The organism is Evansella cellulosilytica DSM 2522, from assembly GCF_000177235.2.
In the GTDB taxonomy this organism is placed as follows: Bacteria; Bacillota; Bacilli; order Bacillales; family Salisediminibacteriaceae; genus Evansella; species Evansella cellulosilytica.
This window is the reverse complement of sequence record NC_014829.1, coordinates 1475032-1499730: the sequence shown is the minus strand read 5'-3', so window position 1 is coordinate 1499730 and position 24699 is coordinate 1475032. Positions and strand designations below refer to the sequence as shown.

Here is a 24699-nt window from a genome sequence, read left to right as displayed (position 1 = left end):
AAAATTATGACCATTCGCTCATACCTGGTACAACATTCACAACATTTTTAAAACCAGCATCTGATAATTTTTGTGCAGCAATATCACTACGATACCCTGTACGGCAAACAACATAGATTGATTGATCACGTTTAAGGTCACCTATATATCGATCAAGTTCCCCGAGTGGAATACATGCAGCGCCTGGTATATGGTGAAACGTATACTCAGCCTTTTCACGAACATCTAATACGAGTATATCTTCTTTGTTATCTAGCTTCACTTGAAGCTCTTCATTCGTTGCAACATTTGGATGTTTTCTTACCTTTTTTTCCTCCTCGTTTTCCTTACGAAGATAATGCTTTAAAACACCGTTATCTTCGATTGTACCTAAATATTGATGACCAGTACTCTGCGCCCATGCTTTTAGGTCAGTTGTTGAGCCTTTGTCTGTTGCCTGCACCTCTATTACTTTACCTGGTTCTAAATCGTTCATTGCTTTTTTCGTACGTACAATAGGCATAGGACAAGCAAGCCCTTTTGCATCAACTAGTTGATCATATTTCATCGTTCCCATTATCAATTCCCCCAATATCTATAGTATTTATGCTATGTCACCTTTCCATTCGAGCATGCCACCAACCATATTTATCACTTTAAAGCCTTGCATTTCAAGTAGTTTCGTTGCCCTTGCACTTCTTCCACCAGAACGACAAACGATTATATACTCCTTTGTCTTATCTAAATCTTGTATGCGAAACTCTAACAATCCAAGAGGGATATTTATGCTACCTGGAATTTTTGCTTCTTCCACTTCCTCTACTTCACGTACATCAATAATATTAGGATGAGATAAAATTGCTACTTCCTCTGGTGTCATTGTTTTCATGATTATTATTCCTCCAATATTTTTAAATAAATAAGTTTACGTTTCCTTCTTCTGCATCTGCTAAGTAAGCGCCAACGCCTGCATATTCTAATCCATCAATTAACTCTTCTTCTTGAAGACCTAATAAATCCATTGTCATCGTACATGCAACAAGCTTGACTCCTTGCTCTTTTGCCATATCTACTAGATCTGGTAATGGCATAGCATTATGCTTCTTTATGACATTTTTAATTAACTTTGGGCCCATACCAGCAAAATGCATATTAGAAAGCCCAAGCTTATTAGCACCTCTCGGCATCATCTTTGCAAACATTTTTTCTAAAAAACCCTTTTTAACATGTACATTTTCGTCTTTTCTAAATGCATTTAATCCCCAAAAAGTGGAGAAAATCGTTACCTCATGATCATAAGCGGCAGCGCCGTTCGCTATGATGAAAGCTGCCATTGCTTTGTCATAGTCACCACTAAATAAAATAATTGTCGTTTTCTTTTTTTCTGACATCTAATTCTCCCCTTTATCATTTTTACTTATACTGGTATAGGTATTCTGTAAAATAAAAAAATATTCTTTAAATCATCTTACTTAGCAATTGAAAATTACAATACTCATACTATACCTATAGGGGTATAATGTCAAGTCGATTGTTTCCCTATTGATGCTCAGGGATTAACAATTTCCAGTTCACCAGACTCTATATGAAATAAACACCCTATCACGTCTATATTCGCACCGTATAGTTTATATATCCGATGCTCCTTTATCCGTTCTATTTGTTTTATAATATTGTATCTCGTTAATTCATCCAAGGAAAACTCGGATAATCTATTTTTATGAGGTAAAGAAGTGCGCACCTGTATAATCCAATCTTGTAGTTCGTTATCATCATTCATTAGTGAAGCTGCTTTAACTCCACCGCAGTCAGTATGGCCGTTAATGATAATTTTCGTTACCTTTAAATATTTTATTGCATAATAAAGACTCGCTGAAAAACTCTCATCTTCATTAACAACTTGGTTTGCTATATTACGGTGAACAAACATACGCCCTAATGGCATTTGTGTAATAATCGAAGGACTAACCCTAGAGTCACTACATGACAATATAAAATAATCCGGATTTTGTCCCTTTTTTAACTCATCAAAAAATGTTGGGTCATTCTCTTTCATTTTTCGAATAAAGTCTTTATTTTTATTCCTTAATTCAGTATCTTGCACAAGCTAGACGCTCCTTTTCATTATTTATTGCACTCATTGCGTGTTGGTTTGACAAATGTGCTATTTTCTCATGATACCTGTCACCCCATCCAGCTTTCCTTAGCAAGTCCATAACAGGTCCTTTTACATTAGCGAATAGAAATTGAATATCCGATTTATTATAATCTGTCATGATTTCCTCTAACGAATGTATTGCTACTGCATCGATAGCATTTACACCTGAAAAATCTAATATAATCCATTTAGTTTGCTCTTTTGTAGCGACACGTTCACTTAGTTTTTCTTCTAAAAAAGACATGTTTGCAAAATAAAGAGAAGCATCAACTCGAATTATCAACACCTCTGGATCTACTTCGGCATTCGGATATCTTTTTATATTACGAAACACTTTCTCTTCTTTTAAAAATCCTAACTCGGCAACGTGAGGATAAGCACTTCTCCAAATAAAAACTACCAATGAAAAGACTACACCAACTATAATTCCTTGCTCAATTCCTATCGTAAGCGTAGCAATAAAGGTAGTGATCCAAGTCCACCCATCTGCCTTTTTTATTTTAAATAGATGTTTCGCTTCCTTAATATCAATTAAGCTATACACTGCAACCATGATGATAGCTGCCAACACAGCATGAGGCAAATAATAAAATACTTCCGTGAAAAATAATAATGTAAGCATAATTAAAATAGCTGTAATCATTGTTGCGAGAGGCGTTTTAGCACCTGATTGATAATTAACTGCAGACCGTGAAAATCCCCCTGTTACTGGGTAACCAGCAAAAAATGATCCACCTATGTTTGCAAGTCCCAATCCTACTAACTCTTTATTTGGTATGACTTTATATTTTTCTTTTGTTGCTATTGCCTTTGCCATCGCAATCGACTCCATAAAACCTATTAAAGAAATTGCTATAGCTATAGGTATAAGTGCAATTACTGCATCCACTGTCAATACAGGTAACGATAATGACGGTAATCCCTTTGGTACGTCACCGACAATTGATACACCTAACCCCTGAAGTTGAAAAAAGGAGGTTGTCATAATACTCAACAGGACGACAACAAGTGGTCCAGGAATTTTAGGGACAAACTTTTTTATTATAATTAACAACAAAATACTCAATGCTCCTATAGTAACAGGTAGTGGATTAACTTCTGATAATCTTGACACAGACTCAAATATAATATTAAACACATTTTTATCCGCAACAAGTTTAATACCAAGTATGTGCTTTAATTGACTTAGCCCGATGATGATGGCTGCAGCTGATGTAAAACCACTTATTACTGCATGAGATAAAAAGTTTACTAAGAAGCCTAGTCGAAACAGCCCCATAAGAAGCTGAATAACACCTATCATCAGCATTAGGAGCAAAACAAAAGAAATATATTCGTCTGTTCCAGGTTCAGTAATGGTCGAAACTCCTGCTAGTACTAATAGAGATACCATTGCAACAGGACCAACCGCAAGTTGTCTTGAAGTTCCTAACAACGCATATATTAATAGCGGAATCGTTGATGCATATAACCCAATCACAGGAGGTAGCCCCGCCAACATTGCATAAGCCATTCCCTGTGGAATAAGCATAATCGCTACGATAAAGCCTGCCGACAAATCGCCAGTCAAATCTGCTCGTTTATAATTAGTTATCCACTCTAAAGCAGGGATCATTTTTTTTGACATCTTTACTATCCTTTCTCTGGGGAGGATTTAGTTTAACACGAACACACTACGACTGACCCCATATACCCCTACCGGTATAATACAGATACATTGGAATATTGTCAAACAAAAAACACGGGTATTTTTCACATTCTATAAAGATGTGAAAAATTACCCGTGCACATTTAAATTTTTAAACAAATCTTATTCCCGGATGGATCGGTAGTAATGTAACAATTCTTTCTCTCTGTTACTGTAGCCCCAATTTTGTTTAGTTGCGTCACTACTTCGTTTCGTTTTTCCTCGTTTGGCAACATGAGTGTAAAGGACTCCAATCCGACACTGTTAGGTGAAGGTGTGGGAGCACCAACCCCATTCCAGATGTTCAGGCCGATATGGTGATGGTATTTGCCGTCTGACATAAAAAGTGCTTGAGAACCAAAGCGACATACGACTTCTAGTCCTAGTCCTTTAGAATAAAATACTTCTGTTTTCTCTAGCTCTGAAACGTGTAAATGGATGTGACCCATAACCGTTTCGGATGGAAGCCCATTCCATCCTTCATCACTACTATTTGATAAAAGATCATTAAAATCTAATGGATCGACAGTCATTTCCACTAGATCACTATGCCAACGCCATTCTCTATGATCGCGATCTACATAAATTTCTATTCCATTACCGTCAGGATCTGAAAAGTAAAGCGCTTCACTTACTAGATGATCAGATGACGCTAATTGTAATCCAAATTTACTATAATGCTGAACGAAGTTTGCTAAATCAGAGCGCTCAGGTAATAAAATGGCAAAATGATATAGCCCCGTCGTTCTTGCTTGCTTTCTCACAACATCCTTTGGTTGTTCTATCGATAATAAAACCGTTTCTCCATCTGCACTTAAATTAGCACTTTCATCCGTTTGCTCTATTACTTTAAAACCAACTACTTCCTTGTAAAATTGTAATGATCGTTCTAAATCTTGTACCTTTATGTTAACTTGTCCAACAAAAGATACTGGTGCCTTGTGAAATTTCATGCCTAGTCCCCCTTTTACCAGATAAAAAGCTTTAATTCAAACGTTTGTAATATTATACTTCACAAACATTCTCGTGAAAAATGTTCTGTTTGGAAAGTTTTTATGAAGTTTCTCGTAATTCATTGGCATTGAGGGGAGTTTGAGTCTTTATCTTAAAAAAAAAACCCAATAATGTTTCTTGTGAATAGGAAGCAGACGTTACTTCGCAAACGAGATCCGTCCCCCTTTGCAACTTCAATACAAATAAAAGCACTGAAAAAGTTATGTACTTTTTCATCAGCCTAGCAGTTCACTAGGGAAGGTATTTTTTAGGTTTTCTGTAACTATTCTTAGTTTCTTTCTGTATTTGTCTCCCTTAACCTATTTAGTCACTTTAAATCTACTGATCTGTTCGCTAAGTTTTAAAGCTACATTACTTAGTTCAGAGGATGAGGAGTTTATTTCTTCCATTGTTGCAAGCTGCTCTTCGGTCGACGCTGCAACATCCTGTGAAGCTGATGAATTTTTGTTAGCTATACTTGATAGGTCGTTCATCGCTGCAGCAACTTGTTGTGAATTAGCAGATAACTGCTGTGAAACTGCTGATACTTCATGTATTTGGCCACTCACTTCCGAAATTGCAGAAACAATCTCATTAAAGTCATCACCTAGTTTTTCCATAATTTCAGTTCCTGCTTCCACTTGTAAAGTGCCTTTCTCCATAGAAGTTACAGCGTGGAAGACTAACTCTTGAATTTCAGAGATGATCGTTGAAATTTTTCCTGTAGACGTTTTTGTTTCCTCAGCTAATTTACGAACTTCTCCAGCTACTACTACAAATCCCTTACCATGTTCGCCTGCTCTCGCTGCTTCAATAGCTGCGTTAAGAGCTAATAAGTTAGTTTGTTCTGCAACACCGTTAATCAGACCTGTAATATTACTAATTTCCTTTGAATGCTCACTAAGGTCATTAATTACTTTTGACACCTGAAGTACAAAGTCTTTAATAGACTGAAATTGTTCTCTTGATTCATTCACGGTATTGCTACCTGCTTTGGCTTTATCAGTCGTATTGTTTGATAACATGGAAACCGTACTAGCATTTTCTGCAATTTTTAGTATTCCCTCAGCCATTTTTTCTGAAGCGATAGCACTTTCATTTGAACTTGTAACCTGCAATTCAGCCCCGTTCGCTACTTCATCCATAATCTCTGTAACATGTTTTACTGCTATTGTTGTTTGATCAATACTAGCTGTAAGCTCCTCAGAGGAAGCTGCGATTTGCTCTGAAAAATGACTATTAGTTTGTATCATTTCCATGAAATCCTCTGACATTTTATTAAATGCTATCCCAATTTCTTTCGTCTCATCCTTTGCTGATAACTCTGTCCTAACGGTAAGATCCCCATTCGTAAACTGCTCCATTTTTTCTTTAATATGGGTGATTGTTCCTCTTACTCCGAAATAAAAAGATAGAAAGAAGTAAATAATTAATAGCGTTGTAAAAATGGCAATGGCAATCACTGTTCCATTTTGTAATCTCAGTTCATGTATTTCCACAGCCAAACGATTGTCTAATAATGCTGTACCTTCCTCCATTAGTAAATATACATGATCAATGGACTCCGTTATCGTATTGAAAAACATATTACTGTCTAAAGTAATACTAGGCGTATTTAATATATTATTGTGAATGAGCTCAATCGTTGCCTCCGATGCTTCGTTCGCTTTCAGAAAAGCATCGCCGATATCATTTTCAATTTCAGGACTAGCATCAAAAGCAAAATTTATGCTTCTTGTTCCAGCATCTAGATAGTTTTCCATCGATCGCAAATGAAAAAGTAGTTCGATATTTTCATTAGTTGTCATCGTTTTGTTATTTACTACTGCTGTTCCTGTAGCTCGAGACATCCCCATATATTCAACCATATTAGGAAAATCTTGCAGAAGAACAGCAACTAAAAAGTAGTTCGTTTCATCTGGATCTAGTATTAAATTGGATGTAGAGGCAATATACATTTGAAAGTCTACAATGTCTTTAATAAGTGCACCATGAATTTCAATTGTCTCATTTGCATTATAGGAAAAAACATTTTCCTCTATATTTTCCCATCCATTTTTTATATCGTCCCAACGGTATTCTACTTGTAATCGCTCACCTAAGCGGTCATTAACGGCATCAATTTCTTCTACCAACAATGATACTTGTTGTTGTCTATCTTCTATATCTCCTCTAACATTTGTACCACCTTGTAGATAAGTTACTGATAGACCGCGGTGTTGTTGTATTACTTGTACAATACTTCTTAACTCGCTTATGTACTCGATTCCTTCTCTCTCAATTTCCGCAACAGCTATTCTCTCATTAGTAGTTGAAATGAGCATGAATAAAACTACTAAAAAGGGAATTAAAAATAGGCCTAATATAAAACTAAATTTCTTAATATAACTAAGCCGATTCATAAACATAATTCCAACCTTAAAAATAGATAAAGCTTTCATAATACTTTGTTCCCCCTGTTTTGTCTAAGATTCAATTTCCAGAGGTTTATTATATCAATATAGAAACAGAAAGAACTGTGAAAAAAATCACTAGTGGGTTGCATTAAATAATGTTTATAAAAAAGAACTACTATGAATGAATTTCATAAATCTCGGCTCTTTTCGGCCAAGGGTTTCGAAGCATAAGAAAACGTAATAATAGCTTCACGAAGCTGTTATTACGTTTTTAAAGCGGTGGAATTTCCAGTATCTCTTAAGGTGCTAGTGAGTGCTCTTCTCACTAGTACACATGGTGAAAAAATTCCAATGCCAAGTTTTATTCTAATCTCTAAAATAGGAGTACTACTCAAAATATCGAATTAAGTTTTCAGTAGCATAATTACGTCGTTTTGTACAAAGTAGTGTTGATCGAAACGAAAGGGTACGAGACGCCTGCGGGAAAAACATACGCTGAAGCTCCCCCAACAGGTATCTATATCGACTCTTAATAGCACTCTCGAACTACCCTATTCTATCTAAACATTCTACTAATATATCAATAATAAATGTGCTATCCTCCTCTTCGATATTTAATGGTGGTGCTAATGTTAATACGTTGTTAAAGCCAGCGACTGTCACACCATTTTTACCAATAATCAACCCTTTATCTTTACAGTCTCCAATGACCTTATTGACTAATCCTATTTCTAAAGGCTCCTTTGTTTCTTTACTTTTCACTAACTCTATACCAATTAGCAGCCCCTTCCCGCGTATATCACCAACATATTGGTGATTCTCCAAACGAGATTCTAACTCAGACAAGATGATGGCTCCCATCTTTTTTGACCGTTGATATAATTTTTCTTCCTCTAATATTTCTAGATTTTTTAATGCTAATGCACATGCAGCTGGGCTACCGCCAAACGTATTCACATGACGAAAAAAATCATACTCCTCCGAGCCTTTAAAAGACTCATAGATTTCTCTTTTAACTGCAGTTGCAGACAGAGGCAAATAAGCACTTGTTAGTCCTTTAGCCATTGTAATAATGTCCGGCTTCACTCCATAATTCATATGACCAAGTGGCTCTCCCGTTCTACCAAATCCACAAATCACTTCATCTACAATTAATAAAGCTCCATGTGACTCACAAACCTCTTTGACACCCTTCATATAACCATCTGGTGGAATAAGAACACCACCACCGGTAATGATAGGCTCCATAATAACAGCAGCGATCGTCTCACTAAGCTCCCACGTCATGACTTGTTCCACCGCTTGAACAGATCTCAACTCTCTTGGACGGCACTCTTCTTCTGGCATACGATATAGGTCTGGTGGGGGAACATGAAGAAATCCAGGTGCTAACGGTTCGTACTTAAACTTTCGTTGTGCTTGTCCTGTAGCCGCTAAAGCCCCCATCGTATTTCCGTGGTATGCGCGATATCTTGAAATGACTTTATAACGGTTATCATCCCCGTTTTGCTGATGGTATTGCCTAGCTATTTTTAAAGCGACCTCATTTGCTTCCGAACCGCTATTAGAATAAAAAATAACATACTCATCTTCTAATATGTCATTTAATTTTTCTGATAGCTGAATGGCAGGGAGATGGCTTTGACTTAACGGGAAATAAGCAAGTTCCTTCAATTGGCTATAAGCAGCGTCGGCTAATTCTGTTCGACCATAGCCAACGTTTACACACCATAGCCCAGACATTGCATCTAAATATTTTTTCCCATCTATATCAGTTACCCATGCGCCCTTGGCTTCTTTCGCAATCATGGTAGCTTCAGGGTTATAAGGCTTCATCGAATGCCAGACATACTTTTCATCGTCTTTCCATGCTTTCAAGCGTCCATCCACTGTTTTCAAAAGTGCTCCCCCTTCCCAATTAAAAATCGAATCGTGATGTGATCATTTTTTTTCGCGTAAAAAAGTTAACCCCGTCCTTTCCATTCACATGGAGATCGCCATAAAAGGAATCCTTCCAGCCTGAAAAAGGAAAAAAAGCCATCGTTGCTGGTACACCGACATTAATACCTAGCATACCTGCATCTGCTTCTTCTCGAAATTTTCTAACGGCACGAGCATCCTTCGTATAAATCGTTGCACCATTTCCAAATCGAGATTTCCGAATGAAATCTAACCCAGCATCCAAATCATCTGCACGTAATATACTTAATACTGGAGCAAAAATCTCCTCTTTTGCGATTGTCATCTCTGGCGTTACATGGTCAAAGATTGTGGCACCTAAAAAGCAACCCTCTGTAATTTCATCCATTTCCATACGTCCATCCCGAATGAGTGTTGCACCTTCCTGTATTCCCTTTTCTACATACCCGACTACTTTATCAAGATGAGACTTTCGAATGACTGGCGTTAGAAGCACGTCATCATCTAGCCCACTGCCCATAGTTAACTCATCTGCTTTTGTCTTAAGCTCGCTTACAAAGTCATCCGCATCTCCGACTACAACCACTGCACTACACGCCATACACCGTTGTCCAGCACTACCAAAAGTTGAACTAATAATATGTTGAATCGCTTTACTTTTATTAGCATCTGGCATGACGACATGATGGTTTTTCGCCCCTGCTAGTGCTTGCACACGTTTCCCTTGGCTTGCTGCTCTTTCGTACACATACTTAGCAACTGGCTGAGAGCCTACAAACGAAATGGCATTGATGTCTTCATGGTCTAGAAGACCGTTCACCACTTCGTGAGCACCATGAACTACATTTAGAACACCAGGGGGAGCACCTGATTCCGTAAACATTTCAACTAGTTTCGTTGCTAATAGAGGCGTTCTTTCCGAAGGTTTTAAAATAAATGTATTGCCACATGCAATTGCAAGAGGAAACATCCAAAGAGGAACCATCATTGGAAAGTTATAAGGCGTTATTCCTCCGACAACACCTAAAGGATAACGAAACATTTCTGAATCAATTTCTTCCGCAATGCCAGACAATGTCTCTCCCATCATTAAAGTAGGTGCTCCTGCTGCGAATTCAACACATTCAATACCGCGCTGTACCTCTCCATACGCTTCTTTATACGCTTTTCCATTCTCTAAAACAATTAGATTTGCTAACTCATCGTGGTTTTCTGTTAATAAATGATGGTATTTATACAGAATTCTTGCTCGTTTTGGAACCGGAACCTTCTTCCATATTTGAAAAGCCACTCTAGCGCTTTTCGCTGCTTTATCGACATCTTCCTTAGAGGATATTGGCACCTTACTTAAAACATCATTCGTTGCAGGATTAATTACGTCCAAGTGTTCTGTACTTGATGAACGAACCCATTCTCCACCAATGAAATTATGAAGAACCTCCATCTTATCAATTGTCTTCAAATCCACTCCTCCTCTATCTCGTGATATATTCATTATCCATTAGGACTCATCATGAATCATTAGACAGTATGTAAAACAAAAAATAAGAATGACAGGACATTTTGATAAAGTATTCCAATCAGTTTTCATAGAAAGAGGTTGACTCAAAGGTAAAACATCTACCTTTTGAGTCAACCTCTCTTCTTAATGTATTCATTAAACTCTATTATACTGGAGAAGCTTATTATTTTTACTTGTCGTTAAGTAATCATAAGCGACTAGCATAAATTCAATCGCTACACGTCGTTCGGAACTCATGAAATCATTCCCTAATAAATTTTCCAACTTATCAATACGATGGTATAACGTTTGTCTAACAATAAAAAGCTTTTTCGCCGTTTCCTGTTTAGAACCGTTACATGATAAATATGTCTTTAACGTCTTTAATAAATCTCCATTGTATTTTCTATCATAAGCAATGACAGGCTCTAAATAATCATTCACGATTTCTGTTAAGTTACTATGCTTTTTTGTTAAAGCTATTATTCTGTACATATGGAGATCATCATAAAAATAGCTGCTGTTCTCCTTAGTTAATGACTCTTGCAATAGTAATGTTTCTTTCGCCGTTTCATAGCTTTTATGCATATCACATAATGCATGCACATATTTCCCTACCCCGATTGATACATTGGACATTCGTATTCTACCAGAGCTATCTTTGTTTAACCGATTAAATGCCGCCATCATTCGTTCTTTCCAATTATCCGCCGGTCGTTTGTCTCCTATGATAAAAATAACATGATGCCGTATTTCCGTAGAAAATAGATAAAAGCCGTACCTCTCTAATACCGTTCGAAATAATAATTTAAAATATGTTCCGTCAATATCTCGCGAGTGAGCAATTGTCATTTGTTTACAAACACAAACGACTCCACCTTGAATGACCAGCTTAGGATCAATAAAGGATATATGATCATGTAGTACTTCATCACTATATTTCCCTTCAAGCCAGCTTGTAAGCCATTCGCTTTCTTGTGCCATTTTTTTCTCTTCTACATACAAGTCACGAAGCAAATGCTGAGCTAACGCAGTTGCTGTTCTGTCTAAAATGAGTAGCTCAAACTCTGTTATATCTTTATTGTTAGTAACAATAACAAGTTGAGCGAACCGTTTCCCTAAAATAAGAACTGGTAGCTTAGCAATTGAAGCGTCATCTTTATTGTTAGATTGATTAATTTTATCTAACAATTCCTCCCTTTCAGGTTTTGAACGATTAGGATAAAACTCCACTTGATTGTCATTAAAAATAGTGACAACCTGCATATCCAAATACTCTTGTAAGAATGTTAATATTTCTTGGTGGTTATCTATTTCAAGGAGGTTTTTATTTAGTAATTGAGAGTAGTTTTCTAATTTGGAGATCAATTCATATTGTTTATTAATAAGAATAGAGTGGATGTCTTGTGTGATTTCTACAAAGGGGACTTCTTCATGAAATAAAATGATAGGAAAATGATGTTTTTCCGCTAATGCAATGATTGATTGAGGTATGAAGTTCATATACGTTCCCATCTCTATACAAAGTCCAGCAGCTTTGTGTTCAATGAGCTGTGTAACGAAAGAATGAAAGATGTCAGTGTCCTGTTTCCAGCCTAATCCGGTTGTAAGAATGAGTTCTCTTCCTTTTAAAAGATTTGTTAGGTTAGTAACCTCTACAACATGGACCCACTTCACTTGTCGACGATATAAAATCTCCTTTCCTACAACTACTTCAGATTTGTCAAAATACTTCCTCTTCAAAATTTCCTCTAAGGAAATCAATGATTTCATCACATCACCTTCTTTTTATTTAGGAGCTATATGCAGATTATAATACGCTCGTTTATTTAAAACCTGATCTCGGTGATGTTTTCTTACATAATAGTTTGTTCGGAAGAAACCTGTAAGAGGCTTTCCAAGAAAAAACTAGGACATATTATGCCCTAGCTTACAATTTTAAAATATAGTCTCCTCCTATTACCATCGTCTGAGCAAATGGTCAACTACACCTTGGAAAGGTTCGTTTTCTCTTGCATCAACAAATTAGCATAGTATTTCCTGCCTTCCGCTGTCTTAATATGGAGTATTTCCACCCCATTTTTTTCTGAAAGTTCAAAATCAACTATATCGCCACTCAGGCTCTCCTTTACACGAACAATGCGATATCCTTGCTCCACTAAGTAATCAATTTTTTCCCACTCTGAAAGATATTCTTGGTAATCAGACATCTCCTCTCCCTCCTTACATTAAAGTAGGCATAGCCGATGCGTATGACACAAGGCATTCTTTTTACATCGATACTATTTCTTCCTTCTCTTCTCCCTTTCTCATTCCATATTTTGCGCGTTTAAGATATTTCCCACTACCTAACTTACCTACAAATTGCTTATCGCGAATCACAAATTCGCCTCGAGATAAAACAGATACTGGCTCTCCAGTAATCTTCATTCCTTCAAACGCGTTATAATCAACCGCCATGTGATGTGTATCAGCAGAAATGACCCTTTCAACATTTGGATCATATATAACAATATCCGCATCTGATCCTACGGCAATCGTGCCCTTTTGCGGGAATAATCCAAACAGCTTAGCAATTCTTGTAGAAGTAATTTCCACGAATTGGTTTAACGTAATCCTCCCTTTTTTCACACCTTCAGAGAAAAGAATAGGTAGCCTATCCTCAATGATCGGGCCACCATTCGGTATTTTCGTAAAGTCACCCATTCCTAAATCCTTTTGCCCTTTGAAATCAAAGGAACACTGGTCAGAACCTAATGTCTGTAGCTGACCACTCTTCAACGCATTCCAAAGCACCTCTTGATGTTCCTTGTCTCGAAGTGGTGGAGACCAAACATATTTCGCACCTTCAAAATCCGGCTTTTCTAAATACGTTTTATCTAAAACTAAATATTGAGGACAAGTTTCCCCCCAGACGTTAAAGCCTTTGTTTCTCGCCTCGGCAATTTGTTCGACCGCCTGCGCACAGGACACGTGAACGACGTATAGCTGAGAATTGGCAAGCCCTGTCAGATGTGCCGCACGTCCAGTTGCTTCCCCTTCTACTTCAGGAGGTCGAGTTAACGCGTGATAGATTGGTTCCGTATTCCCTTCCTCTAATGCTTTTTTCGTCAAATAGTCAATCACATCACCATTTTCCGCATGCACCATGACGAGTGCCCCTAAATCCTTTGCTGAAATTAAAGTTCGAAACAGTGTTTCATCGTCTGCTTGGAAAACATGCTTATATGCCATAAACACTTTAAAGGAGGTGATCCCTTCCTCGTCGATAACCTGTGGAAGCTCCCCAAGCACTTCATCGTTAATCTCTGAGATCATGAGGTGAAAACTATAATCAATAACTGATTTATCTTTGGACTTTTTATGCCAAGTATCAATCGAGTTTTTCAACGGTTCCCCTTTATTTGTTAAACAAAAATCGATAACTGTCGTTGTCCCTCCAAAAGCAGCTGCAATCGTTCCCGTTTCAAAATCATCTTTTGAAACGGTACCTCCAAATGGCATTTCGAGATGTGTATGGGGATCTATTCCTCCTGGAAAAACATAGCACCCTTTTGCATCGATAACCTCTGCCCCATCTGCATCAAGATGAGACCCAATGGCAACTATTTTTTCGTTTTCAATAAGTATTTCCCCTTCATAAGTATCTGCTGCGGTAACAATGAATCCGTTCTTTATTACCTTCTTCATTTTATCCCCTCCTTGTTTATCTCAGTTACTTCGATAGAATCGCTCCTACAATTTCCTGACGTTCATTCCAGCTTATCGGAGGATGTTCTCTACTCGCCTCGACCATGCTAATGGCACCTTCCTCAGGGCAAACAATTGAACATAAGTTGCAGCCAACACAATCCTCTTCTCGTACTTTTAAATACGCGGTACCGTTAGCGTCCTTTAGCATATCAATACATTGGTGAGAGGCATCTTCACAGGCAATGTGGCATTTATTACAATTGATGCACACATCATTGTTAATCTGGGCGACAACTTTATAATTTAAATCAAGATTTCCCCATTCAGAATATTTTGGAACTGATTTTCCGACGAGATCCATGACAGCAGAAATACCTTTTTCATCAAGATAATTGGATAGACCTTCTATCATATCTTCTACTATTCGAAAGCCATGGTGCATGGCTGCGGTGCAAACTTGTACACCAGTTGCTCCCATTAATAAGTACTCCACAGTGTCCTTCCAATTTGATATGCCACCAATTCCTGAAATCGGTACATTCACTAAAGGATTTCGAGCGCATTCTGCGACCATATTTAGAGCGATAGGCTTAACAGCTGGCCCACAATAGCCTCCATGTGCCCCTTTCCCTGCAACATTTGGTATGGTATTCCATGTATCAATATCGACACCTGCTAAACTATTAATCGTATTAATCATACTTACAGCATCAGCCCCACCTCGAACGGCTGCTTCGGCTGTCACTGTAATATCTGTTATATTAGGGGTTAACTTAACGATGACAGGAGTTGTCGCTACTTCCTTTACCCAGTATGTTTGCTTTTCTACTAGCTCGGGTACTTGACCAGAAGCGGATCCCATTCCTCGTTCCGCCATTCCATGTGGGCAACCAAAGTTTAATTCAAGACCGTCCACCCCAACATCTTCTACTCTTTTTACTATTTCATGCCACTTCTCTTGTTGCGGTTCGACCATTAATGATGCGACGATGGCATGATCAGGAAATCTTTTCTTCGTTTCATAGATTTCTTTTAAATTTACTTCTAACGGGCGATCGGTAATTAATTCAATATTATTAAAACCAGCAACACGTTGCCCGTTAAAGTTAACGGCCGCAAATCTTGATGTCGTATTAATAATGGGGTCACCTAGCGTTTTCCAAACAGCCCCACCCCAGCCGGCTTCAAATGCACGTTGGACTTGATAGCCAGAGTTCGTTGGAGGCGCTGATGCCAACCAAAATGGGTTGGGGGATTTAATTCCTGCAAGGTTAATTTGTAAATCTGCCATTTTCAGACCTCCTTTTCGTAGTTTTTCCATAAAACTTCCTTCTAGATAGTTAAATTAAGCTGTTTCCGTCACCTTTTTCATTAGCTTTTCATGTAATTGATACGCCGCCTGTTTTCCTTGCTCCGCAGCAGTAACAACCATCGCGTCGCCTTGACCATTCCCAAAAACTACATCTCCGCAAGCAAAAACTTTGTCATTTGAGGTTTGAAACGTTCCTTTTCTTACTTGAACAACACCGTTCGTATGTTCCAACTGAAACGCTTCTATTAAATCAACATATCGGGATTGCCCAATGGCTCGAATGACAACATCAGCATCCATCGTAAATTCAGTACCATCTATTGGCACAGGGCGAACAGAGCCATCCGCTTGCTCCTGAAGTTCATTTTTGCTGCATATGATGCCTTTTACTTTTCCGTTTTCATCACTAATCATTTCTTTTGGTGTCGTTAACCACCTAAACTCCACCCCTTCTTGCTTTGCAAATTCGTATTCAAAATCATAGGCAGACATTTCATCTACAGTCCGACGGTATACTACTTTTACATTCTCAGCACCTAAACGAACTGAGGACGTTGCAGCATCTATCGCTGTATTTCCTGCGCCAATAACTGCGACCTTTTTGCCGATAAAACTTGTTGGGATGTCTTCCTTTGTTTTCTTTACAAACTCAATCGCGTCATATACGTTATCTAGGTCCTCTCCCTTAATCCCAAGCTTTGGTACATTGGCCATGCCTATTGCTAACACAATAGAATCATAGTCTTTTATTAATTTTCTAACAGATACATCTTCTCCAACACGTATATTCGTCCGGATCTCCACATCAAGGCTCTTCACTTGCTCTACTTCCCAAAATGATATTGCTTGAGGTAGCCGAAAAGAAACAATTCCATACGTATTTAAGCCACCGGCCTCTTTTTCAGCTTCAAATATTGTTACTTTATATCCTAGAAGTGCTAATTCCCGAGCAGCCGATAATCCAGCGGGTCCTCCACCTACAATCGCCACCGTTTTACCATTCTTCTTACCAGCTTTAAACAGCACTTGTTCATTATGAATCGCCCAGTCAGTGGCATATCGTTGAAGGTCACCAATCACAATTGGTTTCGTTGAAGCATTGAGAACACACGCTCCTTCACAAAGCTCCTCTGTTGGGCAAACTCTAGCGCAACTAGCTCCGACCGGATTTGCAGACATGATTGTTTTTGCTGATCCTTTCAAATTACCGGAGGCAATCTTTTTAATAAAGGTAGGAATATCAATGCCTGTGGGACAAGCTTGAATACAGGGGGCATCATAGCAATACAAGCAACGATTCGATTCTTCCAAAGCTTCTTGATTTTTCAAGCCTGGCGATATTTCTTCAAAGTTTTTCCTCAACATATCAATGGATTTTAGCTTACTTGTCAATGTCAAAACCCTCCTTTCAGCGAGATAGTTCAATCGCAATTTTTAAAATCTAATCACTTTAAAAAAAATCATCAATTCCGGTTAAAAGATATTATGCTACGATAGATGCAGCCTATAGAAAAAGAATAGGTAACTGAATAATCTCTCAGTCTTCTATTCTTTCTCTATTCCAACCAACTTACACATTCTCTTAAGGTAGAAGTGCTGTCATTTCTTCATATGTTTCCGGACGTCTGTCACGGTAAAATTGCCATGTATCACGAACTTCTCGTATCATTTTTTTATCCATTTCTCCAATAATTACCTCATCACTATCTCTTGAGCCTGTCGATACAAAACTACCTCTTGGATCTACTAAATAAGACTGGCCATAAAATTCACCCATGTTCCAAGGCGCTTCGACTCCAACACGGTTTATTGCGCCTAAGTAATATCCGTTAGCCACCGCATGTGCTGGTTGCTCAAGCTTCCATAAATATTCCGATAATCCAGCTACTGTTGCAGAAGGATTGAAGACAATTTCTGCTCCTTTTAAACCAAGTAATCTTGCGCCTTCTGGAAAATGACGGTCATAGCAAATATAGACGCCTACTTTAGCAAATGCTGTGTCAAATACTTGATAGCCTAGATTGCCAGGCTTGAAATAATATTTTTCCCAAAAGCCGCAGCCCTCAGCTTCCACCCCCACGTGAGGGATATGTGTTTTGCGGTATTTCCCTAAATAAGAACCATCCGCATCGATGACAGCAGCAGTATTATAATACGTGGCAATACCTTCTCTTTCATAGATTGGCAGTATGATGACAATACTAAGCTCTTTAGCAAGCTCTTGAAAAAGTTTCGTTGTTGGGCCGTTTGGTATTTCTTCAGCAGCTTCATACCACTTCGTTGATTGCTCTGTGCAGAAATATGGTCCATAGAAAATTTCCTGTAAACAGACAATCTGGGCACCCTTCTGTTTTGCTTCCTTTACAAGCTTTATATGCTTTTCAATTGCCTTTTCCTTATGGACCTCCACTGGTTGATCTCCATGCACATCATTCTTTGCTTGAATTAATCCGATTACTATCTTGTCTGACATGTACACCCCTCCTATTAAATGAATAGTTTTCTGCTTTTTTCTAGTAAGCTATTCCTATCATTCTAAATTCAGTTAAGCGGCTTTTCATTACACAGATCGTTAGATGATCTTCACCACTTTTCAACCATTGTGTAAAAAAAATGTGAGATTCCCTTTAAATTTGTATAAATAGTACCACGATCTAACAAAAACAATCTTGATACAGTTAGGTAATCTTCCAGTATGAAACTGTCGATTATTGTCTACCGTGTCATGATAGTTCACAAACATCCTTGAATGAGAATGAAATCTATTGTCTTACATTATTTGGTTGTCCTATAAGGGATAGAAACCTAATAGGACAACCCCTCCCGTGTATCTATTCCGTTACCATTTCCATAATTTCATGCGTATACGATGCATCTAAATCTGCCGCTTCCGTAATGACCCCGAATTCGAGCGCGATATCTGCCGTTTGTTTAAACATCGCATCATCAATCATTCCAATATTCGCAGGATCAAATCCATCTGGAGCAACAAGCTTCGCTACCTCCTCCATCATTTTCACTTGGTGCTCACGATCGGAGCTACCTTCCTCTACAGCATTCATTACAGCGTCAACGGCTGCTTCTTGATCCTCAATGGCAGATTGCCACCCTTTAATGGAAGCACGAACAAATTTCGCTGCAACCTCTTTGTTTTCCTCAATCCATTCACTATTAACAAATAAATTATCTTGAAGCATGGCAACCCCTTCTTCGTTCATATCAAATACAACTAACTCATCTTCAGATACCCCTTCTGCCAATACAACCTGAAATTCGTTATATGTCATCGCTGAAGCCACTTCAATATCTCCTGTGAAAAATTGGTCCATCGTAAACCCTTGAGAACTAAATTCTAGATCGGAGTATGGGTCAAGCCCATATTTATCAAATAAAGCTAACACTTCGAATTCATTTCCCCCCATCCAGTTTCCAACCGTGCGCCCGGCAAAGTCAGCTGGCGATGCTATCCCATCCTCTTTATACGACACGAGTACAAGACCACTATTTTGATAGATTTGTGAAATCTGAACTAATGGGAATCCTTCATCGCGGTGAGCAAGAAGACTAGCTACCCAATTTACACCAATATCTACTGATCCGTTCGCTACCTGCTGCTCAGGAACGATGTCCGGTCCGCCAGGTACAATTGTTACATCTAACCCTTCTTCTTCATAATAGCCATTTTCTAACGCTACAAAATAACCTGCAAACTGTGCTTGAGGAACCCATTTCAACTGAATACTCACTGGTGTTAACTCCTCAGAGCTCGTTTCCTCTTCCCCACAAGCGGCAAGCAACACACTTAACAACAACACAATTAAAATGCCGAACTTACTTCCATAGTTAGTTTTCGTTTTCATTCATTAACCCTCCCTTAATATCATCCTTTTTTCTAGTTCCGCTATATTATTCGATTTGTGCTATGTGTCGCACAATTGGAACACAACAATAATGATAGTAAGCTACGTTCTCTCAGAAGCATGCCATTTCAAAAACACTTTCTCTAGTCGTTCTACTATGAAATAAAACAAGATACCTGCTATTGCAGCCATAATAATGCACGCCCAACCTAAAGGCATTCGTCCTATTTTGATGGAATTAGACAAGAGGTAACCCAAGCCTCTGGAGGAGAAGAAGAACTCCCCAACGATCGCTCCAATCATACTTGCTGTGGCATTTATTTTTAACGCAGTAAACACGTAAGGTAAACTATTAAAAATTCTTAAAAACTTAAAAATTTCAAATTTCGTCGCAGCGTAGGAATGCATTAAATCTAACGCGAACGGATGGACATTATTCATTCCTTTGTAGGCATTGATTGCCATCGCAGCCATTGTCATGATGGTTACAATCGCAATTCTTGAACCAATCCCACTACCAAACCAAAGGTTCATGATTGGAGCTAGCGCGACAATAGGAACAGCATTGAGTGAGGCAACAACCGTTAAACTCCCCTTCCCCCATTTCGGCCATGCGGTAGCGACTAACGCAACAATAAAACCTAGTGAGGAGCCTAAAAGCATACCAACAACAGCTTCTGTTAGCGTATAACCGGTATAGGAGATTAAAGTCGACATATTGGCCAATAAGGCTTCTAATATCGCTGATGGGAGAGGTAATTGATACGTTTCTAGCTGAAAAATAGTATGAAAAAATCGCAGTTCCCATAGGACAATAAACAGAATTCCAGCAATAACCGGAAGTACGATCATTCTCGCTTTTTCTACCATTCTTTTATGATTTTTATTATTGGCTTCTATTCTATTTTCCCCTGTCCCCTCTACGTTCGATTTACTTATCGTTGGTTGCTCCATCCAACTCGCATTTTTCTCTGCAGGACCGCCTTGCATCTAGTCGTCACCTCCTAATGAGCGAAACTCTGGTTGCCAAGGGGTTACTAAACGCTCGATAATAGTAATAATAAAGTAACTAAGAATGCCCAGTAGTGCTCCTAGTATGACGGTTAACCAAAACATGTAAATATGTGATGGCCCGTAATAAAGGTTTCGTAACATAATGACACCGAGTCCATTGGATGCTCCCATTAGCTCGACTAAAATAGCACCTGTAACTGCTAATGGAGCAGCAATCTTCAAGCCACTAAATAATCCTGGCAAAGCAGCTGGGAATTTTAGTTTCCAGTAGACCGTCCACGGCTTCGCTGCGTAAGAATGCATCAACTCCATTGCAGTAGGCTCCGCACTTCGAAGACCTCTTAAAACATTCATGGCAACAGGAAAAAAAGTAATATAACCTGCAATTAATATTCGAGCTAATTGAACATCCCGTACTATCCCATAGACGATCGGAGCTAACCCTAATATCGGAATCATTTGAGAGGCGACAGCATAAGGAAATGTAAGTTGCTCGATCCATCTTGAAGAACTCATGAGAATGGCTAACAATATACCTGCAGAAGCTCCTGCCGCAAAACCAATACTCGCATTAGCAAAAGTGACCCAACCCTCCGAAAAGAGTGTCCCCCAATAACTAGTCAACGTTTCGATTAATTTGTGTATATAAGGTAGCTTCGATTGTGCTAGCCGCACTTGAAAAACGTTTAATAGTAACCAGGAGCAAATTTCCCAAATAATCAGAATTCCAAAAATCCAAGTGATCTTTTGGGCCCATCGCTGAAGAGGTCCTCTGTTTTTCATAACAGCTACACCCCTTCAAATAGATTTCGAATACGTGATATGAGCTCATAAAAATCTGGACTTTGCCTCATATCTGCCGTCCGTGGTCGCGGTAATGGTACTTCAACAACCGATGACAATCTACCTGGGTGAGGGGAAAGAACAAATATACGATCTGATAAAAATATTGCCTCAGTAATACTATGGGTAACGAATACAACTGTGTTGTTTACTTTACTCCAAATGGACAGTAGCTCTTCATTTAATCTCTCTCTACTAAATTCATCTAAAGCAGAAAATGGTTCATCCATTAGCAGTATTTCTGGCTCCATTGCTAACGCTCTTGCAATCGCAACACGTTGCTGCATCCCACCACTTAACTGCCATGGATACTTATCCTTAAACTTTTTCAGACCTACTAACTCTAGCAAATGATCGACTCGACTTTCTCTTTCGGACTTTTTCGTCCCCATCATTTCTAAAGGCAGCGTAATGTTGTCCTTTACTTTTCTCCAGTCATATAAAACAGGACTTTGAAAAACAATGCCATACTTCTGGGCTAGTCTCGCCTCCTTCGCAGTTTTACCAGCTACTTTTATTTCACCCCATGTCGGCTGAATCAAATCAGCCATAATTCTTAATAACGTTGTTTTCCCACAGCCTGAAGGGCCTAATAACGAAACAAATTCGCCCTTCTGAATGGCAACACTCACATTATCCAGAGCTAACACTTCCGTCTTATCCGTCTGAAATCGCATGCTTACTTCCTCAAGCTCTATCTCAGGAGTAAACACTTTTGCTACAGCCATCCAAACCTCTCCTTTCGCTTAGGGTTAATGGGGACGGTTCTTATTCACCAAAATAATTGCTACACTACCATTTTTGTAAAATAATCTAACACAATCTTTTAATTATTTTTGGATTCAAAACCCATTTTGTTAACTTTCATAACAGTATATATCTATCTTTTAGGTAATACATTAGACAAAGTGTAAAATGTAAAGATATAAAATGACGTCATTTTGGTAAATGGATATTGAAGTGAAAGCTTTCCACATAAACAAAGATGTGAGAATTGTCCCATTACTTACTTCTTTTATTTCGAATATCGAAATGTTAAAATAGATTAATAGATTTTTTTAATATTCAAAATGGAGGAATTCAATATGACGAAACGTTCGATTACTGCTGAAGATTTAGTGAAGTTTAAGTTTGTTGGCGACCCTCAAGTGTCTCCTAACAAAGACAAAGCGGCCTACGTGTTAACACATGTGGATAAGGAAAAGGATGGCTACTACTCAAATATTTACGTTACTGACCTTAAAGGACCTGGAAGACAATTCACCTCTCACTACGCAAAAGAGGATAAATTAGTTGTTGATGCTGCGCCGAAGTGGTCTCCAGATGGAAGCTCGCTCGCATTTCGTTCTAACCGCACTGGGAAAAATCAAGTGTATCTATTACATACAGATGGTGGGGAAGCAATTCAGTTAACTGATGTGAAGCAAGGTGTCGGTGACTACGATTGGTCACCAGATGGAAGCAAGCTTGTTTTAACGATTCGTGGAGAGTTTAAGCTTTCAACCGATAAGGACGAAGAAAAGAAGGAAGAAAAAAGTGATGTGAAGGTCATTACGAGACTACGTTATAAAGGAGACGGTGCTGGGATATATAACGATGATCGTACACACGTCTATCTTTTTGACGTCAATACGAAGGAATATACGAAGGTGACAGAAGGCGATCATGACTTTGGTCAACCACGTTTTTCTCCAGATGGGGCTTCTTTAATTTACATCGGTACAAAGGCAGAAGATAAAGAATGGGGCTACCTTCCTGCAATATGGAAATATGACATTGAGAAAAAAGAAGAAGCGCTTTTTTACCAAGGAAATGGTTATATTTACGCACCTTCTTTTTCACCTGACGGAAAGTGGTTGGCCTTTGCTGGTCATAATCGTGGTGAAAGAAGCCAAGGTAATGCGAATGTACTGCTATTATCCTATGAAACAGGAGAGTTAAAGAATTTAACGGAAAACTTTGATTACACGGTTGGGAATCTTGTAGGTGTAGATGCGAAGTACGACACAGGCGGAGGAAACTTAACTTGGGATGCTACAAGCTCGCACATTTACTTCATCGCGACAGTTGGTGGAGATTGCCAATTATTCAGAGTAAATCTGAAAGGTGAAGTTTCGGATTCCTTATCTCCATCCGTAGCGTCAGTAACTTCTTACGATATCGTAAATGACGATAAAGCAGTTCTAGTGCTTGCTACTCCTCATTCTACAGGCGATGTCGTTACTCAAGATTTAACAGATGTAAAAAGCGTAGTGAAGCTTACGAACTGGAACGAAGCTCTCTATGACGAGGTGCATTTAAGTACGCCTGAAAATTTCCATTATAAAAGTACGGATGGTTGGGATATTGAAGGTTGGGTGATGAAGCCTTTTGGATATGAAGAAGGCAAAAAGTATCCTATGATTCTTCAAATCCATGGCGGTCCAGCTACAGCATACGGTAACGGACTCCACCACGAAATGCAGTTAATGGCTGCCAAAGGCTATGTGGTACTTTACACGAATCCTCGCGGGAGTCACGGCTATGGACATGACTTCGTAAATGCAGTTATCGGTGATTACGGCGGAATGGATTATGAGGATATTATGGCTGGTGTCGATTATGCACTGGATAACTTCAGCTACATCGATAACGATCAGCTTTTTGTCACTGGCGGAAGCTACGGTGGATACATGACGAACGTCATCGTCACACGTACAGATCGATTCAAAGCAGCGGTAACGCAACGCTGTATCAGTAACTGGCATAGCTTCTATGGAACGAGTGATATCGGTTTCCTCTTCACAGAGTGGCAGCACGGGCATGCCGACTTATGGGATGATGTAGGAAAGCTATTGGAACTCTCTCCACTTACGCATGCTCGTAATGTCAAAACACCGACGCTCATCCTACACAGTGAACAGGATCTACGTTGCCCAATGGAGCAAGCAGAGCAATGGTACATTGCCCTTAAACGTCTAGGTGTCGAAACAAAATTGGTACGCTTCCCAGATGAAAATCACGACCTCTCACGCTCTGGAAAACCGAAGCATCGCCTAGAAAGATTAGCGCATTTAATCGGGTGGTTCGAAGACCGCAAAAACTAATAGAAATACTAATGGGGACGGTTCTTATTCGCGAACTGTCCCTATTTTTGTTGGCTAACGGGGCTAACGGGGACGGTTCTCGTTTGCCAAATTAATCCCTTTGTTTTGTTTATATTTTATTTAATTAAATTTATTATATGAATCAATTTCATAATTCACTTTTATAAAAAAGCCAACACTTTCAGAATTAATAGTTATATCGTTTTTTAAATCAGTTACTTTAAATTTGTGTTGATTTCCTCTTAAGGATACTCGCT

20 protein-coding genes are annotated in these 24699 nt (G+C 38.7%); 1 reads left to right on the top strand and 19 read right to left on the bottom strand.

Going from position 1 to position 24699, the window contains the following annotated elements:
- Positions 1 to 4: 4 nt before the first annotated feature.
- The 19 genes from BCELL_RS06710 to BCELL_RS06620 form a co-directional block, all read right to left on the bottom strand.
- Positions 5 to 556, bottom strand: a complete 552-nt coding sequence (locus BCELL_RS06710) for a sulfurtransferase TusA family protein (RefSeq protein WP_013487928.1) — start codon at positions 554 to 556, stop codon at positions 5 to 7.
- Positions 557 to 583: 27 nt separating this feature from the next.
- Positions 584 to 868, bottom strand: coding sequence for a rhodanese-like domain-containing protein (locus BCELL_RS06705; protein ID WP_013487927.1), 285 nt, complete (start codon positions 866 to 868; stop codon positions 584 to 586).
- A 22-nt stretch (positions 869 to 890) separates the two neighbouring features.
- The gene (locus tag BCELL_RS06700) at positions 891 to 1370 is read right to left on the bottom strand and encodes a DsrE/DsrF/DrsH-like family protein (protein WP_013487926.1); all 480 of its coding nucleotides are present in this window, start codon (positions 1368 to 1370) and stop codon (positions 891 to 893) included.
- 158 nt (positions 1371 to 1528) lie between these two features.
- Positions 1529 to 2083: a carbonic anhydrase gene (locus tag BCELL_RS06695; RefSeq protein WP_013487925.1), complete on the bottom strand. Its 555-nt coding sequence runs from the start codon at positions 2081 to 2083 to the stop codon at positions 1529 to 1531.
- Positions 2070 to 3764 carry a SulP family inorganic anion transporter gene (locus tag BCELL_RS06690; RefSeq protein ID WP_013487924.1) on the bottom strand — a complete coding sequence of 565 codons (1695 nt, stop codon included), beginning with the start codon at positions 3762 to 3764 and terminating at the stop codon, positions 2070 to 2072. Before BCELL_RS06690 ends, BCELL_RS06695 begins: the two co-directional genes overlap by 14 nt.
- A 164-nt stretch (positions 3765 to 3928) precedes the next feature.
- The gene (locus tag BCELL_RS06685; RefSeq protein ID WP_013487923.1) at positions 3929 to 4777 is read right to left on the bottom strand and encodes a VOC family protein; all 849 of its coding nucleotides are present in this window, start codon (positions 4775 to 4777) and stop codon (positions 3929 to 3931) included.
- Between the two features lie 360 nt (positions 4778 to 5137).
- Positions 5138 to 7258, bottom strand: coding sequence for a methyl-accepting chemotaxis protein (locus tag BCELL_RS06680; RefSeq protein WP_013487922.1), 2121 nt, complete (start codon positions 7256 to 7258; stop codon positions 5138 to 5140).
- A gap of 501 nt (positions 7259 to 7759) precedes the next feature.
- A complete protein-coding gene (locus BCELL_RS06675; protein WP_013487921.1) occupies positions 7760 to 9112 on the bottom strand; it encodes an aspartate aminotransferase family protein in 1353 nt (450 codons plus the stop codon).
- A gap of 19 nt (positions 9113 to 9131) precedes the next feature.
- Positions 9132 to 10577: a CoA-acylating methylmalonate-semialdehyde dehydrogenase gene (locus tag BCELL_RS06670; protein ID WP_041808697.1), complete on the bottom strand. Its 1446-nt coding sequence runs from the start codon at positions 10575 to 10577 to the stop codon at positions 9132 to 9134.
- Between the two features lie 213 nt (positions 10578 to 10790).
- Positions 10791 to 12407 (bottom strand): PucR family transcriptional regulator, encoded by a 1617-nt coding sequence (locus BCELL_RS06665; RefSeq protein WP_013487919.1) that lies wholly within the window; start codon positions 12405 to 12407, stop codon positions 10791 to 10793.
- Positions 12408 to 12619: 212 nt separating this feature from the next.
- Complete coding sequence (locus BCELL_RS06660) at positions 12620 to 12844, bottom strand: hypothetical protein (RefSeq protein ID WP_013487918.1); 225 nt, start codon at positions 12842 to 12844, stop codon at positions 12620 to 12622.
- A gap of 61 nt (positions 12845 to 12905) precedes the next feature.
- On the bottom strand, positions 12906 to 14324 hold the full coding sequence (hydA, locus tag BCELL_RS06655; RefSeq protein WP_013487917.1) for a dihydropyrimidinase: 1419 nt from the start codon (positions 14322 to 14324) through the stop codon (positions 12906 to 12908).
- A 25-nt stretch (positions 14325 to 14349) separates the two neighbouring features.
- A complete protein-coding gene (gene preA, locus BCELL_RS06650; RefSeq protein WP_013487916.1) occupies positions 14350 to 15618 on the bottom strand; it encodes an NAD-dependent dihydropyrimidine dehydrogenase subunit PreA in 1269 nt (422 codons plus the stop codon).
- A gap of 54 nt (positions 15619 to 15672) precedes the next feature.
- The gene (locus BCELL_RS06645) at positions 15673 to 17004 is read right to left on the bottom strand and encodes an NAD(P)-dependent oxidoreductase (RefSeq protein ID WP_041808696.1); all 1332 of its coding nucleotides are present in this window, start codon (positions 17002 to 17004) and stop codon (positions 15673 to 15675) included.
- Positions 17005 to 17221: 217 nt separating this feature from the next.
- Positions 17222 to 18112 (bottom strand): nitrilase-related carbon-nitrogen hydrolase, encoded by an 891-nt coding sequence (locus BCELL_RS06640; RefSeq protein ID WP_013487914.1) that lies wholly within the window; start codon positions 18110 to 18112, stop codon positions 17222 to 17224.
- 358 nt (positions 18113 to 18470) lie between these two features.
- Entirely contained in the window at positions 18471 to 19499 is a 1029-nt protein-coding gene (locus BCELL_RS06635) for an ABC transporter substrate-binding protein (RefSeq protein WP_013487913.1), read from the bottom strand.
- 102 nt (positions 19500 to 19601) lie between these two features.
- Complete coding sequence (locus tag BCELL_RS06630; protein WP_013487912.1) at positions 19602 to 20489, bottom strand: ABC transporter permease; 888 nt, start codon at positions 20487 to 20489, stop codon at positions 19602 to 19604.
- Positions 20490 to 21296 (bottom strand): ABC transporter permease, encoded by an 807-nt coding sequence (locus BCELL_RS06625; protein WP_013487911.1) that lies wholly within the window; start codon positions 21294 to 21296, stop codon positions 20490 to 20492.
- Between the two features lie 5 nt (positions 21297 to 21301).
- Entirely contained in the window at positions 21302 to 22084 is a 783-nt protein-coding gene (locus BCELL_RS06620; protein WP_013487910.1) for an ABC transporter ATP-binding protein, read from the bottom strand.
- A 357-nt stretch (positions 22085 to 22441) separates the two neighbouring features.
- Between BCELL_RS06620 and BCELL_RS06615 the strand changes: the two genes are divergently transcribed.
- Entirely contained in the window at positions 22442 to 24442 is a 2001-nt protein-coding gene (locus BCELL_RS06615) for a S9 family peptidase (RefSeq protein WP_013487909.1), read from the top strand.
- Positions 24443 to 24699: the final 257 nt, after the last annotated feature.

What these genes read in the sequence shown, in the direction of transcription:
- BCELL_RS06710 (WP_013487928.1), bottom strand. Translation starts at nt 556, where the DNA reads ATGGGAACGATGAAATATGATCAACTAGTTGATGCAAAAGGGCTTGCT.
- BCELL_RS06705 (WP_013487927.1), bottom strand. Translation starts at nt 868, where the DNA reads ATGAAAACAATGACACCAGAGGAAGTAGCAATTTTATCTCATCCTAAT.
- BCELL_RS06700 (WP_013487926.1), bottom strand. Translation starts at nt 1,370, where the DNA reads ATGTCAGAAAAAAAGAAAACGACAATTATTTTATTTAGTGGTGACTAT.
- BCELL_RS06690 (WP_013487924.1), bottom strand. Translation starts at nt 3,764, where the DNA reads ATGTCAAAAAAAATGATCCCTGCTTTAGAGTGGATAACTAATTATAAA.
- BCELL_RS06685 (WP_013487923.1), bottom strand. Translation starts at nt 4,777, where the DNA reads ATGAAATTTCACAAGGCACCAGTATCTTTTGTTGGACAAGTTAACATA.
- BCELL_RS06680 (WP_013487922.1), bottom strand. Translation starts at nt 7,258, where the DNA reads ATGAAAGCTTTATCTATTTTTAAGGTTGGAATTATGTTTATGAATCGG.
- BCELL_RS06670 (WP_041808697.1), bottom strand. Translation starts at nt 10,577, where the DNA reads ATGGAGGTTCTTCATAATTTCATTGGTGGAGAATGGGTTCGTTCATCA.
- BCELL_RS06665 (WP_013487919.1), bottom strand. Translation starts at nt 12,407, where the DNA reads ATGAAATCATTGATTTCCTTAGAGGAAATTTTGAAGAGGAAGTATTTT.
- BCELL_RS06660 (WP_013487918.1), bottom strand. Translation starts at nt 12,844, where the DNA reads ATGTCTGATTACCAAGAATATCTTTCAGAGTGGGAAAAAATTGATTAC.
- hydA (WP_013487917.1), bottom strand. Translation starts at nt 14,324, where the DNA reads ATGAAGAAGGTAATAAAGAACGGATTCATTGTTACCGCAGCAGATACT.
- preA (WP_013487916.1), bottom strand. Translation starts at nt 15,618, where the DNA reads ATGGCAGATTTACAAATTAACCTTGCAGGAATTAAATCCCCCAACCCA.
- BCELL_RS06645 (WP_041808696.1), bottom strand. Translation starts at nt 17,004, where the DNA reads ATGTTGAGGAAAAACTTTGAAGAAATATCGCCAGGCTTGAAAAATCAA.
- BCELL_RS06640 (WP_013487914.1), bottom strand. Translation starts at nt 18,112, where the DNA reads ATGTCAGACAAGATAGTAATCGGATTAATTCAAGCAAAGAATGATGTG.
- BCELL_RS06635 (WP_013487913.1), bottom strand. Translation starts at nt 19,499, where the DNA reads ATGAAAACGAAAACTAACTATGGAAGTAAGTTCGGCATTTTAATTGTG.
- BCELL_RS06630 (WP_013487912.1), bottom strand. Translation starts at nt 20,489, where the DNA reads ATGCAAGGCGGTCCTGCAGAGAAAAATGCGAGTTGGATGGAGCAACCA.
- BCELL_RS06625 (WP_013487911.1), bottom strand. Translation starts at nt 21,296, where the DNA reads ATGAAAAACAGAGGACCTCTTCAGCGATGGGCCCAAAAGATCACTTGG.
- BCELL_RS06620 (WP_013487910.1), bottom strand. Translation starts at nt 22,084, where the DNA reads ATGGCTGTAGCAAAAGTGTTTACTCCTGAGATAGAGCTTGAGGAAGTA.
- BCELL_RS06615 (WP_013487909.1), top strand. Translation starts at nt 22,442, where the DNA reads ATGACGAAACGTTCGATTACTGCTGAAGATTTAGTGAAGTTTAAGTTT.